The organism is Erwinia tracheiphila, from assembly GCF_021365465.1.
Lineage (GTDB): Bacteria > Pseudomonadota > Gammaproteobacteria > Enterobacterales > Enterobacteriaceae > Erwinia > Erwinia tracheiphila.
This window is the reverse complement of the sequence record NZ_CP089932.1, coordinates 624,931-641,881: the sequence shown is the minus strand read 5'-3', so window position 1 is coordinate 641,881 and position 16,951 is coordinate 624,931. Positions and strand designations below refer to the sequence as shown.

15 protein-coding genes and 5 pseudogenes are annotated in these 16,951 nt (G+C 49.6%); 5 read left to right on the top strand and 15 right to left on the bottom strand.

Annotated features, from left to right (window positions below):
* Positions 1–161: 161 nt before the first annotated feature.
* Positions 162–859, bottom strand: a pseudogene (locus LU633_RS03350) (IS1 family transposase).
* Positions 860–964: 105 nt separating this feature from the next.
* Here LU633_RS03350 and LU633_RS03345 point away from each other — a divergent pair.
* Positions 965–1,318, top strand: a pseudogene (locus LU633_RS03345) (IS3 family transposase); the annotation flags it as partial.
* Positions 1,319–1,349: 31 nt separating this feature from the next.
* On the opposite strand, the pseudogene LU633_RS26085 reads toward LU633_RS03345, so the two are convergent.
* The 4 genes and pseudogenes from LU633_RS26085 to fklB form a co-directional block, all read right to left on the bottom strand.
* Positions 1,350–1,442 (bottom strand): annotated as a pseudogene (locus LU633_RS26085) (STM2901 family protein); the annotation flags it as partial.
* A 20-nt stretch (positions 1,443–1,462) separates the two neighbouring features.
* A pseudogene (locus tag LU633_RS03340) lies at positions 1,463–2,273 on the bottom strand (IS5 family transposase).
* 913 nt (positions 2,274–3,186) lie between these two features.
* Entirely contained in the window at positions 3,187–3,465 is a 279-nt protein-coding gene (locus tag LU633_RS03335) for a hypothetical protein (RefSeq protein ID WP_016190649.1), read from the bottom strand.
* Positions 3,466–3,739: 274 nt separating this feature from the next.
* On the bottom strand, positions 3,740–4,360 hold the full coding sequence (gene fklB / locus LU633_RS03330) for an FKBP-type peptidyl-prolyl cis-trans isomerase (RefSeq protein WP_016190650.1): 621 nt from the start codon (positions 4,358–4,360) through the stop codon (positions 3,740–3,742).
* Positions 4,361–4,660: 300 nt separating this feature from the next.
* Here fklB and LU633_RS03325 point away from each other — a divergent pair, with 300 nt between their 5' ends.
* Positions 4,661–5,191 (top strand): LysM-like peptidoglycan-binding domain-containing protein, encoded by a 531-nt coding sequence (locus LU633_RS03325; RefSeq protein WP_016190651.1) that lies wholly within the window; start codon positions 4,661–4,663, stop codon positions 5,189–5,191.
* Between the two features lie 10 nt (positions 5,192–5,201).
* Here LU633_RS03325 and rplI read toward each other — a convergent pair whose 3' ends face one another.
* The 5 genes from rplI to yjfP form a co-directional block, all read right to left on the bottom strand.
* Complete coding sequence (rplI, locus tag LU633_RS03320) at positions 5,202–5,654, bottom strand: 50S ribosomal protein L9 (RefSeq protein ID WP_016190652.1); 453 nt, start codon at positions 5,652–5,654, stop codon at positions 5,202–5,204.
* A 37-nt stretch (positions 5,655–5,691) separates the two neighbouring features.
* Positions 5,692–5,919: a 30S ribosomal protein S18 gene (rpsR, locus tag LU633_RS03315; protein ID WP_000135199.1), complete on the bottom strand. Its 228-nt coding sequence runs from the start codon at positions 5,917–5,919 to the stop codon at positions 5,692–5,694.
* 4 nt (positions 5,920–5,923) lie between these two features.
* Positions 5,924–6,241, bottom strand: a complete 318-nt coding sequence (gene priB, locus LU633_RS03310) for a primosomal replication protein N (protein ID WP_020322694.1) — start codon at positions 6,239–6,241, stop codon at positions 5,924–5,926.
* Positions 6,242–6,247: 6 nt separating this feature from the next.
* A complete protein-coding gene (gene rpsF, locus LU633_RS03305; protein WP_020322695.1) occupies positions 6,248–6,640 on the bottom strand; it encodes a 30S ribosomal protein S6 in 393 nt (130 codons plus the stop codon).
* Between the two features lie 221 nt (positions 6,641–6,861).
* On the bottom strand, positions 6,862–7,611 hold the full coding sequence (gene yjfP, locus LU633_RS03300; protein ID WP_020322696.1) for an esterase: 750 nt from the start codon (positions 7,609–7,611) through the stop codon (positions 6,862–6,864).
* Positions 7,612–8,170: 559 nt separating this feature from the next.
* Between yjfP and LU633_RS03295 the strand changes: the two genes are divergently transcribed.
* From LU633_RS03295 to LU633_RS03285, 3 genes and pseudogenes are all read left to right on the top strand, one after another.
* Positions 8,171–9,493, top strand: a complete 1,323-nt coding sequence (locus tag LU633_RS03295; RefSeq protein WP_046371795.1) for an IS4 family transposase — start codon at positions 8,171–8,173, stop codon at positions 9,491–9,493.
* Positions 9,494–9,561: 68 nt separating this feature from the next.
* Positions 9,562–10,128: pseudogene (locus LU633_RS03290) on the top strand (Cache 3/Cache 2 fusion domain-containing protein).
* A 5-nt stretch (positions 10,129–10,133) separates the two neighbouring features.
* Positions 10,134–10,331, top strand: coding sequence for a YdgH/BhsA/McbA family protein (locus LU633_RS03285; protein ID WP_046372185.1), 198 nt, complete (start codon positions 10,134–10,136; stop codon positions 10,329–10,331).
* A 50-nt stretch (positions 10,332–10,381) separates the two neighbouring features.
* Here LU633_RS03285 and LU633_RS03280 read toward each other — a convergent pair whose 3' ends face one another.
* The 5 genes from LU633_RS03280 to LU633_RS03260 form a co-directional block, all read right to left on the bottom strand.
* Positions 10,382–11,422 (bottom strand): IS481 family transposase, encoded by a 1,041-nt coding sequence (locus LU633_RS03280; protein ID WP_046371813.1) that lies wholly within the window; start codon positions 11,420–11,422, stop codon positions 10,382–10,384.
* Positions 11,423–11,544: 122 nt separating this feature from the next.
* Complete coding sequence (gene rlmB / locus LU633_RS03275) at positions 11,545–12,279, bottom strand: 23S rRNA (guanosine(2251)-2'-O)-methyltransferase RlmB (RefSeq protein ID WP_020322703.1); 735 nt, start codon at positions 12,277–12,279, stop codon at positions 11,545–11,547.
* Positions 12,280–12,294: 15 nt separating this feature from the next.
* A complete protein-coding gene (gene rnr, locus LU633_RS03270; protein WP_020322704.1) occupies positions 12,295–14,751 on the bottom strand; it encodes a ribonuclease R in 2,457 nt (818 codons plus the stop codon).
* 531 nt (positions 14,752–15,282) lie between these two features.
* On the bottom strand, positions 15,283–16,581 hold the full coding sequence (locus LU633_RS03265) for an adenylosuccinate synthase (RefSeq protein WP_020322705.1): 1,299 nt from the start codon (positions 16,579–16,581) through the stop codon (positions 15,283–15,285).
* 125 nt (positions 16,582–16,706) lie between these two features.
* The gene (locus LU633_RS03260; RefSeq protein WP_020322706.1) at positions 16,707–16,910 is read right to left on the bottom strand and encodes a DUF2065 domain-containing protein; all 204 of its coding nucleotides are present in this window, start codon (positions 16,908–16,910) and stop codon (positions 16,707–16,709) included.
* Positions 16,911–16,951 lie beyond the last annotated feature (41 nt).

The following is a 16,951-nucleotide window of genomic DNA, read 5'->3' as shown; positions in this document are numbered from 1 at the left end:
TAAATATGCACTGGTTATTAAAGTAAAATAATTGATTAATACTCTGAGCAGAGAGTCGTTTATTATTTTTTACCGACGAAAAGAATAATAAACGCTTCTTCATGGGGATATTCTCATGTGGCTTATTTAAAACATAACTAACATCGGGTCGTGACGCAGATTTATTGATAATGATGAAGAGTAAGATACCAACCGATGATCTTATCGTGCATTTCCTCTGACTTCGAAAAGCAAATTGTTCTGCGGGTCAGTCGTTTGATATGTGTGCGAAGATTAAGATTATGTCGTTCTGTCCGTTGGGTATATTTCTTGCTCACCACGTGGCCTGTTGCACTTAACAGAACTTTATAAACCGGCCACGCATCTGTCATATAAAAGGCAATGTTAAATTTGCTTAACAGGGCCGGCAATCGTCGCAGGGTCGGGGCATTTCTCGGGCCGAAGACGTGGGCCAGAGCACGTTTGCGGATACGGTCATAAGCATAGAACAACCACCGGGGATTGCTTTTACACCGCACGTAAGACCATTGTTCACCGGCTTCACAGCAGATAACAACCTCCGTTTCGGGGTCGATATTCTCAGCTACCTGCTTTGGGGAAATTTTTTTACGTGCCGCAGAACCGTATTGAGACTGATACCGAGAACCCGTGGGGTATCGCGACATCCGTAACCATTCATGGCCATATTAACAATGGTCTGGTGTGTGTCTGGTTTGGCACCGGAGTAGCTAAAGTTGAGCAGAAAGGTCTTTGAACAATGCTTGCAGATCTAACGTTGGGCACCGGATGCTGAATGTCCGTTACATCGTACAGCATGAGTTTCATTGCACTGAGGGCAGACGACATCAACTTTAGCCATATGTTACATCCAAAGCGCAAAGCATACGTGATCAGCAAGTCTGCGTCACGACCCTAACATCGCATTATGCTTATCAACGGGGAGCAGGCCATCATAAAGCACCCCATTACGTGTGATGCATTGCAAATGGCGCTCTGGCGGCGTAAACGCCCGGAAAATGTTATTATTCACACGGTTCGTGGAGGACAGTACTGCTCATCGGATGATAATACCTTACTGAAACGGCATAATCTGCGCGGGAGCATGAGCGCAAAAGGCTGCGGTTATGACAATGCCTGCGTGGAAAGCTTCTTTCACTCGCTGAAGGTGGAATGTATTCACGGAGAAAGCTTTGCCAGTCGGGAAATAATGCGGAGGACGGTGTTTAATTATATCGGGTGCGATTACAATCGCTGGCGTCGCCACAGTGCTTGTGGAGGACTCAGCCCGGAACAATTTGAAAACCATAACCTCGCTTAGGGCCATGTCCACATTACGTGGTTAAGAGCAGTTCGCAGAAAATAATGAAAAGCATTTCACTTACGCTCAGATTTGATCTGCCAGCGTAGAAATATGTTCCGTTAAGTTGTTCAACCGTATCCATACATGCTCCTTGCTAATGATTTATCCCCATCTTAGCGCCTGTATCAACAGAACGTTATTCCAGACAATAAGACCACAGGAAAAACGCAACAGGACCCCGTCATTCTCAGGCGTCTTTTCCCGTCGGGTCAGGGGCCGGCGAAACCGGTTCATCCGGCTGTGCGTCCTCCCGACGACCCGGTGACTGGCCCTGAAGTTCGTGGTTTACTGGCATCTCATTCCTCTTTACGGGGCGGGATATAAGGTTCGTCACGACGGCTCAACCGGTCTGTTTTGCCCGGGTGCTTCGTCGCCTTTGTCCGGGCAGAGTACGGTTTTTTGCCCCCGGACGCCCCGTCTGAAGAGCACCGGGTGTGTCCGGCACCAGTTTGATGTCATGCCTGTCTGCTGCTGCGACGCCCCGTGACAGAGGAAGCCCTCCGGTATCTGTCATCAGACTGGGCTTTACGCCCTGTTTCCCTCTGTCCGTGGTGTTGCGTCCTGTTTTTTGTCCCTGACAGCGGTGATGTTGTCATACCGCCATCCATGAGCAGTCCGTGCCGTCCGGGTGCTCACAGGCCAGTGATCCGTTCTGCCAGAAACGCCCGAAGACACCTGCGTCTATCCGTTCCCGGAAGCGTCGGTGCGCAGAATCTGATAAACCTATCCCTGTGGCATTGAGTGCATTCCACTGACAGGCTGTGCTGGGGACGAAGAAAATGGCGTTCATTGCGGCCCGATTATCAACACGTTTTCGGCGTGTACCCGGAGGATGGCGGGTTTTGTGTTCCGGGATAAGCGGGGCCATTTTGTCCCGGAGTTCATCGCTAATCTGCCCTTTACCGCCTGCCATACTTTGCCCTCAGATATGACCGGGATGCATTATACGATGACGCCTTTTGGGACAGGCTCTTAGATCACTCAGGTCCAGGTGGCACAGATGAATTGCATTTTCTCAAAAGTAATCTCTCTCATTCAGGAATGTGTTTAGTAGCACCCAAACAAAAACTAAATTCAGAAAAATAAAATTTATGCGTTTAAGTGTCTGTTTACCAAAGAAATATTTCCCATTTAATTCATTAAGTTATAGGAATTTAGCATTTTAAGTGCCAACTACTGTCTGGCATACTCCCTACCTTGGCGCATAACGCAATCAAAAAGTAGATACAGCAGACAGTTAAGCATTAAATATCCACCAACTGTCTGGTGTATTAATTAACTGATTTATATATGATTACTATCAGGGCATCGGGTTTATTTGTTGTACAAAGCTGGTCACCAATTATGCTGGGAATTATCATACCTTCAGACAGGTGAACATACGTCAGAACGCATCCTGAGACGATGGAAGCAATGCGAATGTCTATCCTGGTCATTTCAGGTTTTTGCCTTGTAGTTAACTATCGCTGACCTGACAAAATAAGCGCAGCGGCGGTAATCTCCAGGTTCAGGTGATCAGTAAAACTTTCGAGGAAAATTAGGTTAAAAAGTTCATGCCGGGTCAGAGTTACGTGTCCATAATAAAAATAAGTTCCACCCGATTCTTCAGCCATATCCATACGTGCTCTAAGTTAGTGAATAATCTTTATCACAGAGTATATTGGTACTTCTTTAACAGGGTTAATCATAATCTGAACCAACACAGAATGTATCGAAACGGACTTTTTTCAAAAAACAAATCAAGAAAAAATAAAAACCAGCCTTAAATAATCAAAGGCTGGTTTTATTTTATTGGCTAATATTTTTTAAAATATCAGCCAGAGGCATTATGCAGAGATCTGATTTTTAGCGCCTGTTAAAGCAGAAGCCAAGCCTACAATACCTTTACCAATATCGCTTACTGCACCAGAGAGGTTTAATTCGACAATTTTACCAATGCCTGAACCAATCTGCGATGAAGCTGTAGTAGTGTCGATGGTTACACCACCTTTGGATGCGCCTTTATTGATCAGCGCACCCACGCCATACCCAATAGCTGCACCAATATCTGCAAACAGCCATGCACCAGATACTGATTCAATTTCTACATTATTTAACTCACGCATAGTCATTCCCTTAGTTTATATTTACAGTCAATGTATTACGATCATTTACTACTTCCTGAGTAGCGTTAAAAATATATTTCACGATAAAACAAATGTCAACATAATTAAATGGACCTTTTTACTTACCTGAGAGCGAGTGGAAAAAATAAATCAATTATTTGAATACAGCAAGATCATTATAAGATCCGTTAAAAAAGCGAGGAGTTATTAATTACCACCTCGCTCTTTATTTAAAATATCCTCATTTTCCATATTTGCAGAGAGTTATATTAAATTAAATAATTTCCAATAACTCTACTTCAAAGATTAAGGTGCTGAAAGGCGGAATTGATGCTCCTGCACCACGCTCACCATAGGCCAAATCCTGTGGAATAACTAACTGCCATTTGGAACCCACTGGCATTAACGTTAATGCTTCAATCCAGCCTGGAATAACACCACTGACCGGGAATTCTGCCGGTTCACCGCGCTGCACGGAACTGTCAAAAACGGTACCATCGATCAACTTGCCAGTATAATGAACGCGAACACGATCCTGACGCGAAGGAATTGCACCGTCCCCCTGAGAAATCACACTAAATTGCAGGCCTGATTCAGTACTGCTGACCCCATCACGCTTGCTGTTTTCTTCAAGATATTTCTGTCCTTCAACCGCCATCGCCTGCTGACGTTCACGGCGTACCACGTCTGCACGCTCATGAACTTCGCGCAGGGCGCGATGAATCACATCGACAGGTACTGCAGGAGTGTTCCCTTCCAACGCATCACACAGGCCAGCCAACAATGCTTCAGGTTGCAGCCCCTCCAGTCCGGATTCCAGCAGCTGCTGACCGACTTGTAAACCGATACCGTAACTTGCTTGCGCTTCAACGCTGTCAAAAGAAGGGGTTGTCATGGATTTTCCTTTCATCATTGATAAAACCGAGAGCAAAGCATAACAGTGCGTGCAACACGCGTAAAATGCCATCTTCTTCAGGTGACTTTTGGCTGACCAAAGGAAACAATACTCTCCATTCATGTCGCAAAGCCAGCCCTGCACAGACAATGCATTATCAGCTATATTTTAATCGAGGTAAAAATGGACCATATTGCCCGCAGGCAACGGAAAAGCCGACCGCTTTCGCTAAGGCGTTTGTTACGACGTTTAGCTCAAAGCCCACTATTCAAGCGAGGTTCACGCAAGAAGGAACATGCCATGTCCGGTCTGTCTTTGACAGAACACATTACGCAGTGGTTACGCAGGATCTGGTTTTTACCAGATTCTGCGCGCTGGATGGATCCGCTCCCCTCTTTTCATCGCCGCGGCATTATCTTTGCCGCCGTTGTTATTTTAATGGCCTTTCTTTGGCCTTCGGCATCGCCATACCAGAAGCCGGGCTCCCTCCACAATGCTCAACCGACCACAACCACACCAATAATGCAGGCAGAACTTAGCGATCGACAGGGCACCTCGCGTCAGCAGCTATCTTCTGCAAATGCTGATTCTCAGAGGCAGTGGCACAGCTATCAAATTGCTTCCGGGCAGACGCTGGCACAACTATTCAGGGATCACAATTTACCGGTAAATGACGTGTTTGCCATGGCACAGGTCGAAGGAAATGACAAACCTCTTAGCAATTTGCAATCTGGTCAGACAGTAAAAATTCGTCAGAACGGCCAGGGTATGGTTAATGCCGATCATTTAAGGATCGGCATTAAGCACAAGGCTGGCGTTTTCGCTACATAACTAACGCCAGTTAAGCTTCAGCAACGATATTAACAACCAGTTTAGCAAATACTTCGCTGTGAACCTGGAAGTCCACTTCGTGCTCGCCAGTTGTACGCAGAACACCGTTCGGCAGGCGAACTTCGCTCTTGCTTACTTCAACGCCAGCCACCGTTACCGCATCAGCGATGTCGCGAGTACCAATGGAACCGAACAGTTTACCTTCGTCACCAGCTTTAGATGCGATGGTCACATTGCCCAGTGCATTGATTTTCTCAGCACGCGCATTAGCCGCAAACAGAACGTCAGCCAGTTTGGCTTCCAGTTCTGCACGACGCGCTTCAAAGAATTCAACGTTTTTCTTCGTAGCAGGGACAGCTTTACCCTGTGGAACCAAGAAGTTACGAGCATAGCCCGCTTTAACATTAACCTGATCGCCCAGGCTGCCCAGGTTTGCTACTTTATCAAGCAGAATAACTTGCATTACCTTATCCTCTTAAAGTCGTTATGGACAGAAGCCGTTACTGATGACGATCGGTGTACGGCAGCAGGGACAGGTAACGCGCGCGCTTGATAGCACGGGCCAGCTGACGCTGGTATTTTGCGCGAGTACCAGTGATACGGCTTGGTACGATCTTGCCGCTTTCAGTAATGTAGTTTTTCAGCGTTGCGATATCTTTGTAATCGATCTCTTGAACGCCTTCCGCAGTGAAACGGCAGAACTTGCGACGACGGAAATAACGTGCCATTTGGCTAGTCTCCAGAATCTATCAATTCAATCTGCTCGACATGTAACACGATTTTATTCAGTCCATTGCGCCCCTGATGGCTGCTAATGAATCCTGAAACCGTGAGATACGTGCCGACCGTTATACTTTGAGTAATGGCCAAGTGTGCATTGCCGCTGATAACCACTGGCATCCGACACCAGGCTTGTCGGCTGAAACCGACTTCCACCTGCCCTGAACGGTGCTCAAGTATGAACTGGCAGTGTGGAATACCTGACGGGCTGACTTTACGCATTGGCGTCTTGCACACGGTACCAGACAGCGTCAGTCGGTTAACCGTCACGGTCAATTACTCTTCAGAATCCCCAGCATCATCATCAGAGGTTTCGTTTGCGAAATCGTCACGACGCTCACGACGTTCATCTTTCGCTTTAACCATTGGGGATGCTTCTGCTACCGCGTGCTTAACGCGCATAACCATGCTGCGGATAACGGCGTCGTTGAAGCGGAAGTTTGTTTCCAGCTCATCGATCGCTTCCTGCGGGGCTTCAACGTTCAGCAGAACGTAGTGGGCTTTGTGCAGTTTATTGATCGGGTAAGCCAGCTGACGGCGGCCCCAGTCTTCGAGGCGGTGGATCGTACCCTCAGCACCAGTAATGGTGGAAGAGTAACGCTCAATCATGCCAGGAACCTGTTCGCTTTGGTCAGGATGAACCATAAATACGATTTCGTAATGACGCATCGAATTTGCTCCTTACGGATTATTCAGCCTCCTGTCAGGGTCAGCCGCGAGCCCATGGAAGCAAGGAACGTGTAGTGTGTACGGCTGAAAAATTGACGCATAATCTTACTGATGGCAGGGGGATAACTCAAGGCAAAGTTAATGTTGAGAGCAAATTATTTAATCACACTGGCGGCAGAGAGCACTTTGCGCTTTTTTGGTACTCCCGTGCGCAGAAATTTCTACAGATGATGTTGAAAAAAGGTCACCATGGTGTCGAGCGCTACAGGCGTAATTCGATGTTCAGCCCCCTTTTCAATAACAACCTGCAGATTTTCATCAAGTCCCGCGTCGCGCAGCGCCTGGTCAAGTCGCTGGCTCTCAGACACCGGTACCAGCTCATCGGCATCACCATGCCAGAGCAGCAGCGGCCTGTTGGCCATTTTTTCCAGCCGTTCAGTAATATCATAATCCGCCAGCATCGCCGTGCGCCGGGAAAATGCCGCTTTCTGAACAGGTATGCCCGCCACCAACGGTGGGAACAGCGTCTGACAAAGAGATACAAAATAACCAGAACCCATTAAGCTGTCAGCGCAGGAGAAATGCGGATGACGCACCATCGCGCCCAACGTCGTCATTCCGCCCATTGAAGCTCCGGCCAACGCAATCCTCTGTTGTGCGACCAGACCCTGCTGACGGATTGCTGCCTCCAGTAACGGCACTTCATCAATATTTCGACGCAGGATTTCCCAAAAATTCCCCAGACGGTTTTCGCTGTCACCGTCATAGCGCCCGCCATGAAGCTCGGCATCAGGAAGAATTACGCGAAATCCAGCCAACGCCAGCGCCACACCAGCCCAGGAATAAACGTCTTTCGACGACGTAAAACCATGGAAAAAAAGGATGGTTGGCAAAGGGCTACGCCGCTGCCCTGCAGGCGAAGCATGCAGGCACTCAATACCCGCAAAAGTTTCCTTATTGACTTCAATCATTCGGCCTCCAGAACATCAGTCCGCATTGAAAACGGTCTGAATTTATTAATCCGCTCACAAAATTGTTCGCTAAATATTTTAAGGGAATTGCCGTTAACCGTTATACCACCATTTATAAGTCCACCCGAGCAGAGTATGGAACCTCTCTCTTCCCAGTTGGAGCCCCGGTATTAAGCTATCGGTCATTACTTCCCTGACCGTTGCCGTGATGTTCCTGGTTTTAACGCTGGCCCTTACTCAGCATGCCGCAAAACAACTACAGGTATTGACTCTGCAAAACATGGAAAAACAGGTGATATGGCATCCATGTTGAACAGTACATTAATTGAAGAAGTCACTAATTACACGGCTCTGTTTCAGAGCTTTTTGCCTAAACGTTTTTCCGTTGATAGTTCACAAATTATTCCTGTAGGTCCTGAACAAACGCCCACTCTGAGGGCAGGCCTGAAACGCTTAATTTCGATCAGGTTCTGGTTAATGCCGATCATTTAAGGATCGGTTGACCGATCCGGTTTATGCGGTAAAAAGGGTTCTATGTTCATCATGGAACCCTTTTTAAATGGAACTTTCCCAGGCCCTCGGCATCATCAATGCCGCCACTCCTGAGCGCGCCCGTAGTCTCGCCGACCTTATTCCTCCCGAGCTTATTCAGCAGGCGCTCACCCTGACCGATACCGTTACTTTGCGTAAACGTAAACTTTCCCTCGAATCCATGATTTGGCTTGTCGTTGGGATGTCCATTTTTTGCGATCGTCCGATGACCGAAATCGTCAATCTGATGGATATTACTGACCGGACCGGAGCTCCTTTTACCGCACGCAGCGCTGTCATTCAGCGCCGTAAGACTCTGGGTGAAAATGCAGTGCGGGAGCTTTTTGATATCACACAGCAGCACTGGAATCAGCAGGCTGCACATCCAAAATGGCACGGTCTGAATCTGTTTGCTGTCGACGGCGTGGTCTGGCGTACCGCCGATACGCCGGAAAACAGAGCCGTCTTCAGTAAACACAGCAGCCAGTACGGCGAAGGCGGCTATCCTCAGGTGCGAATGGTTTGTCTGATGGAGCTGAGCAGCCATCTGATCGCCGCCAGTGCATTCGACAGTGAAAAAGTCAGTGAAATGCGGCTGGCTGAGCACCTGACGGAGAAAACCCCGAATAACAGTATCACCCTGTTCGATAAGGGATTTTATTCGATGGGTCTGCTTCATCACTGGCAGACAGCAGGAGAACACCGTCACTGGTTGTTGCCGTTGAAAAAACACGTACAGTATCAGGTGGTTCGCCGTTTGGGGCGTGGAGATGAACTGATATGCCTGAAAACCAGTCCACGAGCCAGGAAGCAATGGCCAGGGGTCCCGGAAGAAATGGTGGCAAGACTGCTGACCCGCAGGGTAGACGGTAAAGAGAGGCAGGTGCTGACGTCACTGACAGACCCGAATCGCTATCCGGGTAAAGATATCAGCGAGCTATATCGCCACCGCTGGGAAATAGAACTGGGCTACCGGGAAGCAAAGCAGGGTATGCTGGACAGCCGGTGGACATTACGCAGTCGCCTGCCGGAGCTGGTGAGACAGGAGCTATGGGGGGTACTGCTGGCTTATAACCTGGTGCGATATCAGATGGTGCAGATGGCGTTCCATCTGAAAGGAGATTACCTGCCTTACCAGCTGAGCTTCAGTGGAGCGATAAGCGAAATAATCCGGATGCTGATAACCCTGCCCTGGGCTTCGCCGGGAAAAATGCCGGGAGAACTGAGAACCCTGTATGAACAGGCGAAATGGCTTGTGTTACCGGGTAGAAGAGAGCGAAGTTACCCGAGAGAGTTGAGGGTAAAGAGCAGGAAATATCCGGATAAAAAGGTTGCTGGTCACCTTAAGTGACCAGCATTAAGGTTCTGGTCGATGATTTCCAGCAAAGAACAGGCGCGATTTCCACAATTTTTGTACGAATGGGCGATGACTTTATTTGCGTTTCCACTTCGTTACTTAAAGAAGACGGGCAGCGCGGGCACCCGCATCGATCATAACAGCCCGGCCTGGGTTAAAATGCGTAACGGCCAGGTCTACCGTGCTGTATGGCAAGCGCTATATCAGCCAGTAAACCGATAAAAGACAGCAACGGTAATGTTATTGCGGTGATTTTCGTTGACCTGGACATCAGTAAACAGTTCACACTGCTGCGTGACAAAGTTATTTCGAAAAAGCCTGGCGACAGCAGTCAGTTTATCGTTATCAGTGATGACGAAGGCAAAGGTCGCGGACAGTTTGTGTTTCACCCCACTCAGGAAGGCAAACTGCCCGACTGGCCCGATTCGCTGCAACAAAGGCTGCTAAATCAGGAGCAGGGAACTATTAAAACAGAAGATGAAAATGGCAAAATCCAGATTATTGCCTGGCATCACCTTCCCGATCTGAGGTGGGTAATGGCTGTGAAATCTTCACCGATAAGCCGGAAGCACCACCGCCTGCAGCAGGTCATCCGCAGGAGGTCAATCGCGCACAAAGTATTAATTTAGCGCGGATGAGGACCATCAGCATCAGCGTACGCGGCTTCCTGGATGATGCGCTACGCGTGATCGCGGAGAAAACAGGGGATTCCGGTGCAAGCTGGTATCAGGTTCAGTTGGTTAGCGAAACGGGCCGGGTTACTGGGATGCCTCAGCAATTCTGTATGGGCCATCCGTGGCCGCGCGTAATAAACAGCATTAAAGTGTACTAGCTCAGACCTGATCTGACAGTTACCGGTTATTTATACAGGTGTCTGTCAGATTACATCTGGTTCAGATTTTTTTCTGCCCAGACTCGTTTACCATCAAGTAACGTGGCCATTGGCGTACGCCCGCAGCACATTTTTCCCTGATGAGTTCGCTCATTATTGTAATGCCACAACCAGTTGTCCAGATCCGTTTGCAGGCTCTCCAGGTCTTCGTATAACTTCTTACGGAACGTAACCTGATAAAAATCCTGCAAAATAGTTTTATGGAAGCGCTCGCAGATGCCGTTCGTCTGCGGAGACATCGCCTTCGTTTTTGTATGGTCGATATCGTTGATGGCCAGATACAGCTGGTAATCATGCTGCTCCACCTTACCACAGTACTCCGTTCCCCTGTCGGTCAGGATCCTCAGCATCGGCAGTCCCTGAGCCTCGTAGAACGGCAGTACGCGATCATTGAGCAGGTCTGCGGCGGTGATCGGCGTTTTACTCGTATACAGCTTGCAGTGTGCCACTTTCGAGTACGTATCCACGAACGTCTGCTGGTAGATACGACCCACACCTTTCAGATTGCCCACGTAGAAGGTGTCCTGCGACCCGAGATAACCCGGGTGAGCAGTTTCGATTTCTCCGCTGGCCTCGTCATCGTGGGCCTTCTTCTCCAGCGCTGCGATTTGAGCGTCGGTAAGCACGATGCCTTCTCTGGCGACCTTTTCCTCAAGTGCCTTCAGGCGTTTACGGAAGTTCTCCAGGTCGTGCCGTTGCCAGATGGAGCGCACGCCGCTACCGGAGATAAACACGCCTTTTTTACGCAGCTCATTACTGGTCCGGTGTTGCCCGTGGGCCGGGAACTCAACGGCATATTCAACAACAGCGCGTTCAGTGGCTTCGTCGGCGCGGTTCTTCAGGTTGGGGACGCGGCGGTTCTGGTTAATCAGCGCATCGATGCCGCCTTCAGCAGCCAGTTCCTGATAACGGTAAAACGTGTCGCGTGACACGCCCATGATCTTGCAGGCTTTTGATACGTTACCGAGTTCTTCGGCGAGATTGAGCAGGCCGGCTTTGTGTTTGATGATGGGATTGTTAGTATGAATCATGAGAGTTACCTCGCGTTTTGTTTAAGGATTAGACACCCATATCAAAACCGGTAACTCTCAACCTTTCAAGGTCCAGTGTCAGATCAAGTCGCGACTAATACAATTAAAGCCTGACCGCTGTATCAGGCTTTACGCTGGCGTACCGCTTCAAACAGGCATATTCCGGTCGCAACCGAAACGTTAAGCGATGAGACACTCCCGGCCATGGGAATACTCATCAGTTCGTCGCAATGTTCCCTGGTCAGACGACGCATGCCTTCTCCTTCCGCCCCCATCACCAGCGCCATCGGGCCAGTCATTTTGCTTTGATAAAGGCCGTGATCGGCCTCACCCGCCGTACCGACAATCCACACATTGGCTTCCTGCAACAAACGCATGGTCCGTGCCAGGTTAGTCACGCGGATAAGCGGCACGTGCTCGGCAGCTCCACTGGCGACCTTCTTTGCCGTAGCGTTTAACTGCGCGGAACGATCACGCGGGACGATCACTGCATCAACCCCAGCCGCGTCCGCACTACGCAGGCATGCTCCCAGATTGTGCGGGTCGGTCACGCCGTCGAGGATCAGTAAAAACGGCGATGCCAGACTAGCCAGAAGATCAGGCAAATCGTTTTCCTGATACTGACGTCCGGCTTTCACTTTCGCCACAATGCCCTGATGTACACCGCCTTCGACCTGGTTATCCAGCCACTGACGGCTGGCTAGCTGGATAACGATGCCTTGTTCTTCCAGAGCCTTGATCAAAGGCTGCAAACGCCGATCATCACGACCTTTGAGAATAAATACTTCCTGAAAGCGCTGTGGATCGCTGTCAAGCAGCGCTTTTACGGCATGGAGTCCAAAAACAATCTCACTCATTAATCAATTACCCGGTTAGTCATTTTTTACGACAGTATCAGATTTCTTTTTTGCCGCGCGCTTTGAGCGAGTGGCGGCGGCAATTTTACGGGTTTTATCCGAGGGCTTTTTTACCTTTTTATCTTTGTTTGCGCTGGCGCTCTGCCGATCCTGGTCAGAACGAAATGCGCTGTCTGGCTCAAAATTGCCCTTTTTACTTTGGTTCCGGCTGCACTTGCCCTGATTTGACGCGGTTTCTTTTTTTACACGATCACGGTCAGTCTTGCATTCACCAGGTGGCTTACGGGAGCTTGAGATCAGCGCAAAGTCAATTTTGCGTTCATCCATATGCACGGCATCCACGCGGACGTTAACCATGTCGCCAAGCCGATAAGTTTTACCACCCGACTCACCGATGAGGCGCTGTCCGATCGCATCGAAGCGATAGTAATCATTATCCAGTGTGGAAACATGTACCAGACCATCAATGAAAAGATCGGTCAGGCGGACAAAGAATCCAAACCCCGTGACGCTGGATATCACGCCGGTGAAGGTTTCACCCACCTGGTCCTGCATAAAATCACATTTCAACCAGTCAGCAACATCACGGGCCGCTTCATCGGCACGACGTTCAGTCATCGAGCAGTGCTGACCGAATTGGAGCATCTGTTGCAGATCATAATGAAAACCACCGGTTGGCGTGGTGTTACCTTCGAGCGTACCATTTTCCTTCGCCAGCAAATATTTGATGGCGCGGTGCAGCAGCAGATCGGGATAGCGGCGGATGGGCGATGTAAAGTGGGCATAAGATGACAGCGCCAGCCCGAAGTGTCCACGATTCTCTGGATCGTAAACCGCCTGTTTCATAGAGCGCAGCAGCATGGTTTGCAGCATTTCCGCATCCGGACGGCTGGCAATTTGCATTAATAACGCGGCATAATCCAACGGGTGCGGTTTGAGACCTCCCCCTAACGTCAGCCCTAACTCATTCAGCACCGACCGGAAGCTTTTAATATTTTCTTCACTGGGGCGATCGTGGTCGCGGAACAAGGCGGGTTCCTGATTTTTTTCAACGTAACGCGCTGACGCGATATTGGCGAGGATCATACACTCTTCAATCAGCTTGTGTGCATCGTTACGGGAAACCTGCTCAACGCGCTCAATACGACGCTCGGCATTAAAAATGAACTTCGCTTCGTCGGTTTCAAACGAGATACCACCGCGCTGTTCACGCGCTTTTTCCAGTACCAGATACATCCGGTGCAGCTCTTCAAGGTCTTTGACAAACGGCTGATACTGCTTACGCAACGGCTGATCGCCCAGGAGGATGCTCCAGACTTTGTTATAGGTCAGTCGCGCCCAAGAGTTCATAACGGCTTCGTAATGTTTATAACCGATAAGCTTACCGGTGGCGGAAATCGTCATTTCGCACACCATACACAGTCGATCGACCTGTGGGTTCAGTGAGCAAAGGCCATTCGACAGCACTTCCGGCAGCATTGGTACGACCTGCGACGGGAAGTAAACCGACGTTCCACGGTTTACCGCCTCATCATCCAGCGGCGTTCCCGGACGGACGTAATAGCTAACATCGGCAATCGCAACCCATAAACGCCAGCCTCCACTGCGTTTTCTTTCACAGAATACAGCATCGTCAAAATCACGAGCATCCTCACCATCAATGGTGACCAGCGGTAAGTCGCGCAGATCTACCCGCCCTGCCTTCGCTTTTTCCGGCACCTCTTCTTTTAACGTGGCAATCTGGTTTTGTAAGGCTTCCGGCCAGACGTGAGGAATATCATGGGTACGCAGCGCCATTTCAACGGCCATGCCGGTGCCCATATTATCGCCCAGAACCTCAACTACCTGCCCCACTGCCTTGCTGCGTCGGGTGGGTCGCTGCGTGAGTTCAACCACGACAACAAATCCCATCCGCGCACCGTTCAGTGCTTCCTGCGGGATAAGAATATCAAAGCTCAGACGACTGTCGTCAGGCACAACGAAGCCCACGCCAGCTTCAGTGAAATAGCGGCCAACAATTTGGTTGTTACGAGGCTCCAGAACGCGCACTACACGAGCCTCACGGCGACCTTTACGGTCGGCACCCGTCGACTGGGCAAGAATAACATCACCGTGCATGCACATTTTCATCTGCTCGGCAGCGAGATAAAGATCGTCTTTACTGCCTTCAACACGCAAAAAACCAAAGCCATCACGATGACCGATAACTTTGCCTCGCAGCAGGTCCAGACGTTCCGGCAAGGCGTAGCACTGACGGCGGGTAAACACCAGTTGTCCGTCTCGCTCCATGGCACGCAGGCGGCGGCGCAGAGCTTCTGTCTGCTCTTCACCGGAAATAGAAAGTGCTACCGCCAGCTCTTCACGGCTGGCAGGTTTTTCGCGTTTATCCAGATGAGCAAGAATAAATTCGCGACTCGGAATGGGATTTTCATATTTTTCAGCCTCCCGTTCCTGAAAAGGATCTTTTGACATAGCTGTTCCTCCGTTGTCATCGGTTGCGGATTAAAGACACTTCAATCCGCAAGAATGGGTTGAGCAGATAATTCTCAATCGCTCTGCCGACTCAGAGGAGCATGCGCTAAGGCGGCTCCCCGTCAATGTTTCCTGCCGTGCTTTCTTTGAAAGACTGCCGATGAAATCATAATGGCATGTAAGGAGCCAGTTACATTAGCGTCTGGCATTGTTCCCCCGCGACGGACAGGCTGACAGCAAGCGAATGCGCCAGCAATAACATCATCACTCTGCCCAACAGTTCAATAATGTATAGACCGGGCGCATCAGTCGTGCAGAGCGTAGTCGGTAAAACATGTTGCCTGCATTGCTACCTCACCAACCTGCCCATCACCAGACCGATAATCCGCCCAAAATGAGTATGTTATAAATGATGATAAACCAGCCAGAACCTTCGAGGTTAGTTTATTTAAGCAAGCAATCAGAAAGAGGATCGGGGCAGGAAAACATGCGGGAATGAAGGCCGGAAAAGCACCGACCTTCGGGAAAATATCAGGCACCAAAAGGGTCACGCAGAATCATCGTCTCGCTACGATCCGGCCCGGTAGAAATAATGTCCACCGGCACGCCCGTAACCTCTTCAACGCGTTTGATATAATCGCGCGCTGCTTGTGGCAGGCCTTCCAGAGTTTTCACCCCAAACGAGTTGTCACTCCAGCCAGGCATGGTTTCATAAATCGGCTCAATACCTTCCCAGCCTTCTGCCGCCAGTGGCGTTGTGGTCACTTCACGACCGTCCGGCATACGGTATGCCACGCAAATTTTTACTTCTTTCAGGCCATCCAGCACGTCCAGCTTAGTCATGCAGAAGCCCGAGAGGGAATTAATTTGCACCGCGCGGCGAACGGCAACCGCATCCAGCCAGCCGGTACGGCGGCGGCGGCCGGTTGTTGCCCCAAACTCGTTTCCTTTGGCACACAGAAACTCACCGGTTTCATCAAACAGTTCTGTAGGGAAAGGGCCTGCGCCAACACGAGTGGAGTAAGCCTTGACGATACCCAATATATAATCCACATAACGAGGACCAATACCAGAACCGGTTGCCACACCACCAGCGATAGTATTAGAAGAGGTAACGTAGGGATAGGTGCCGTGGTCGATATCGAGAAGTGTACCCTGAGCGCCTTCAAACATAATCAGGTCGCCGTTTTTACGTGCGGTATCCAGCAGTTCAGAAACATCAACAACCATACCCGTCAGGATATCGGCTACCGCCATGATATTGCTGAAAACCTTGTCGTAATCAACCGCATCTTCTTTGTAGTAGTTAACCAACTGAAAATTATGGTATTCCATGACTTCCTTCAGCTTGGCGGCAAAGCTTTCCTTATTGAAAAGATCGCCAACACGCAGGCCACGCCGCGCAACTTTGTCTTCATAAGCCGGACCAATGCCACGTCCTGTGGTGCCGATCGCTTTCGCGCCACGCGCTTTCTCACGCGCCACATCCAGCGCAACGTGATATTCCAGAATCAGCGGGCAGGCTTCAGAAATGAACAGGCGTTCACATACAGGGAAACCGCGTTCTTCCAGACTCTTCATCTCTTTCATCAATGCAGCAGGTGAGAGCACTACACCGTTGCCGATGATGCTGGTGACATTTTCACGCAAGATGCCAGAGGGAATTAAGTGGAGGACGGTTTTCTCACCATTGATGACTAACGTATGGCCAGCATTATGGCCGCCCTGATAGCGAACAACGTATTTTGCACGTTCTGTCAGGAGGTCAACAATCTTACCTTTACCTTCGTCACCCCATTGGGTGCCCAGTACGACAACGTTCTTACCCATTTCTTAAAATCACCGATTGCTTAAAAATGGATTCTAACATCGTAAAAACTGTCTTTCAGCTGTTTTAGCATACGATTGCGTATTTTTTACCGATGCAGAGGGCGTGCTTATGCAAGATTAAAATCTCAGTTGCCCCCTCCACGTACGCTGACCATGTAATAGATAACGGCCCCGGCCACCACCAGCCCGCCGCCAAAACGTCGTAACAACGCATCCGGTAATTGTGCCATGGTCAAAATAAACCGCCGCCAGATACGCGGAAATAAGACCGGGCCTAACCCTTCCAAAATTAGCACTAAGGCCAGCACCATCCATATAGTTGCATTCATAAAACGATACAGGTCTGATAAAAAAAAGAGGCACAGTATGC